We start from the raw sequence: 2,428 nt of genomic DNA, 5'->3' as shown, positions 1-2,428 counted from the left end.
GCTGAGCCACTTTTTTCTCCCTTATTAAACTTGTCAGCTGGACGTCTTTCACGTATTGTCCGGAGACGGAGACGGAAGCGACGCCCGGGATTTTCTCCAGTTCAGGCACGACTTCATTCTCAATATTCTTGGTCAGACCCTCAAGATCGCTTGAGCTGTCGGACGCGCTGAGGGATACGACCGGAAACGAGCTTAGGCTGAACTTGGAGATCGTCGGCTTCTGGGCGCCGTCAGGCAGCGTCACTTCGTTGAGCGCTTCCCGGACGGCAGCCGTGGCCTGATCGAGGTCCGTGCCGTAATCGAACTCCATGGCGATGTTGGCTGCGTTCTCCATAGACGTAGAGGAGACGTTCTTGACCCCGTCCACGTTCTGCAGCCGCTGCTCCAGCGGAATCGTAATATCCTGCACGACGCCTTCCGGCGCTGCGCCCGGGTAAACGGCGGTCACGCTAAGAAACGGGATGTTGATGTTCGGAATCGTCTCCTGCTTCATCACCAGCCCGCTGTACAAGCCGGCGGCGGCGACGATGATCGTCAGGATCCAGATGGCGAATTTATTGTTCAATGAAAAATTAATAATGCTCTTCATTTCGCAGGTTTCTGCTCCTCTCCTTTATATCTCTTGCTCACGCTTCAGGTACGGTCGGTTCTTGAAAACACGTACAGCTTGCAGATTTCCTTCAGTTCGCGGCTTAAGGAACCAAGCTCGGGCACGCTCTCCAGGTTGGCGATCATGCCGGCCAGGATCGCTTTGCGCGGTTCGATGTCCCGAAACTCCTTATCGATGATGTCGATCGACTCTTGGGCCAGATCACGCTCTGGTCCTTCCGGCAGCTTGTCCTTCAACAGATCCCGCATCTGCTTGGTAATGATTAGCGGATGCCGCAGGCTTCCGCCGGACCGGTCCTTCAGCTTCTCCGTCCACTCGGTCCATATCCCGGGGGAAATAAGCGGATCCCGCTGCGACCGGACCATGCCGCCGGCGACTTCGTCCAGCAAAAACACGATATGATCGGCAACCCGCCGGATGTTCAGCGGCAGACCCGGAATAAACAGCGTCCGGATATATCCGTCGAGAAGGCCCACCACAAACATGGTAAGGTCCAGCGTGTAGGGATACACGTCATCCCCGTAAATTTGCTCGAGCTTGTTTTTAAACCACTGGATGCCGATGATTTGCTTTTCACGCAAATGTTTATGGGACGGTGGCTTTTTTCCCGAAGCATGATGATCCTGAATCTGCACCACCAGAAACTCCCGGAGCTCCACGAGCAGATTCAGCACGACTTCCAGCTGTTTCCGCAGCTGTTCTTTGGGAGTCAGAAGGTGTTCCTGTTCCACCTGCATGACGCTGTCCCGGATCAGGCCCTCACAATACAGATAGATGCTGCTCTCCAGATCCTCCTTGGATTTGAAGTGCAGATACAAGCTGCCTTTGGACATGCCGCAGTATTCCGCGATTTCCTGCATGGAGGTGGCTGAAATTCCCTTTGTGGAAAACAGCTGCAGGGCGGTTTTCACACAGGCCGGCGATGACGATTGCAATCCAAGCCATCAGTGATTCGCCTCCTTTTGTCCCTTGCCGTCTTTGTCAGTGACCAGCTTAAGGCCGATCACTCCGGCGAGAAGAACGAGAATGAGCAGCGACTTGGACCATCGGAACGGTTCGCCGAAGAACAGCATCTCGGCAACGACGGTGCCGGCCGTTCCCAGGCCGGTAAACACCGCGTACACCGTCCCGACCGGCAGATGGTTCGAAGCGTTAATAATGAGAATGAAGCTCGCGATGATGGCGATGACAGTAAGAATCCATTCAAGCGCATTGTCCGAGTGCTTCAGGCCGGACACCCACAGCACTTCCACAACGCCCCCGATAATAACAGAAAGCCAGTGGCGGTTCATGATGATCCTCCTTTATTTGTCCGTTAGGATGCCACTTGCGTCAAATATGATGAATGCCCGCCCAGTATACGGGCCATGATGCCGCCAGTCTTCGCTGCGATCCCTCCAGCCCGCCGCACACCATTTCGATAAGGACCCCGTCGATCAGCGTCATATAGGCGACGGCTGCACCGTCCGGATCCTTAACCGGGAGGTGGCCGGCGGAAGCGTGGTGGCGCATGACGCGAATCATCCGCTTTTCCATCGAATCCAGAAACGGAAAGACCAGTTCCATGACCTGATCATGCAGCGAGGAAGGCGGAAAGTAGGCCATGCGCAGCACAAACTTGGTTTTGCTGCTCCGGGTGTACTCCTCCTGGAGATACTCCAACAGTCCTTTGAGCCGCTGCTCGAGCGGCTGGTCTTTCAGGCTGATATAGCGGCGGATAATCCGGGTCCCTTCCTCATCGAGGGCGCCCTTCAGCGTTTGCAGGAACAGCTCATCCTTCCCTTTGAAATGCGCGTAGATGGATGGCTTTTGATGCCG

4 protein-coding genes are annotated in these 2,428 nt (G+C 55.3%); all 4 read right to left on the bottom strand.

The window, feature by feature from the left end; all coding sequences use genetic code 11:
* The coding region (locus tag CPT76_RS25365; protein ID WP_146116423.1) for an efflux RND transporter permease subunit at positions 1-589 on the bottom strand (589 nt) is incomplete at its 3' end.
* Positions 590-633: 44 nt separating this feature from the next.
* Positions 634-1,521 carry a TetR/AcrR family transcriptional regulator gene (locus CPT76_RS25360; RefSeq protein ID WP_181153034.1) on the bottom strand — a complete coding sequence of 296 codons (888 nt, stop codon included), beginning with the start codon at positions 1,519-1,521 and terminating at the stop codon, positions 634-636.
* A 33-nt stretch (positions 1,522-1,554) separates the two neighbouring features.
* The gene (locus tag CPT76_RS25355) at positions 1,555-1,902 is read right to left on the bottom strand and encodes a DMT family transporter (protein WP_076174740.1); all 348 of its coding nucleotides are present in this window, start codon (positions 1,900-1,902) and stop codon (positions 1,555-1,557) included.
* Between the two features lie 40 nt (positions 1,903-1,942).
* The coding region (locus tag CPT76_RS25350; protein ID WP_105444881.1) for a TetR/AcrR family transcriptional regulator at positions 1,943-2,428 on the bottom strand (486 nt) is incomplete at its 5' end.

Origin of the sequence: Paenibacillus sp. AR247 (assembly GCF_002968895.1) — a bacterium.
Classification (GTDB): Bacteria; Bacillota; Bacilli; order Paenibacillales; family Paenibacillaceae; genus Paenibacillus_AQ; species Paenibacillus_AQ favisporus.
Note: the sequence above shows the minus strand (reverse complement) of the source record. Positions and strands in the feature narration are given on the sequence as shown.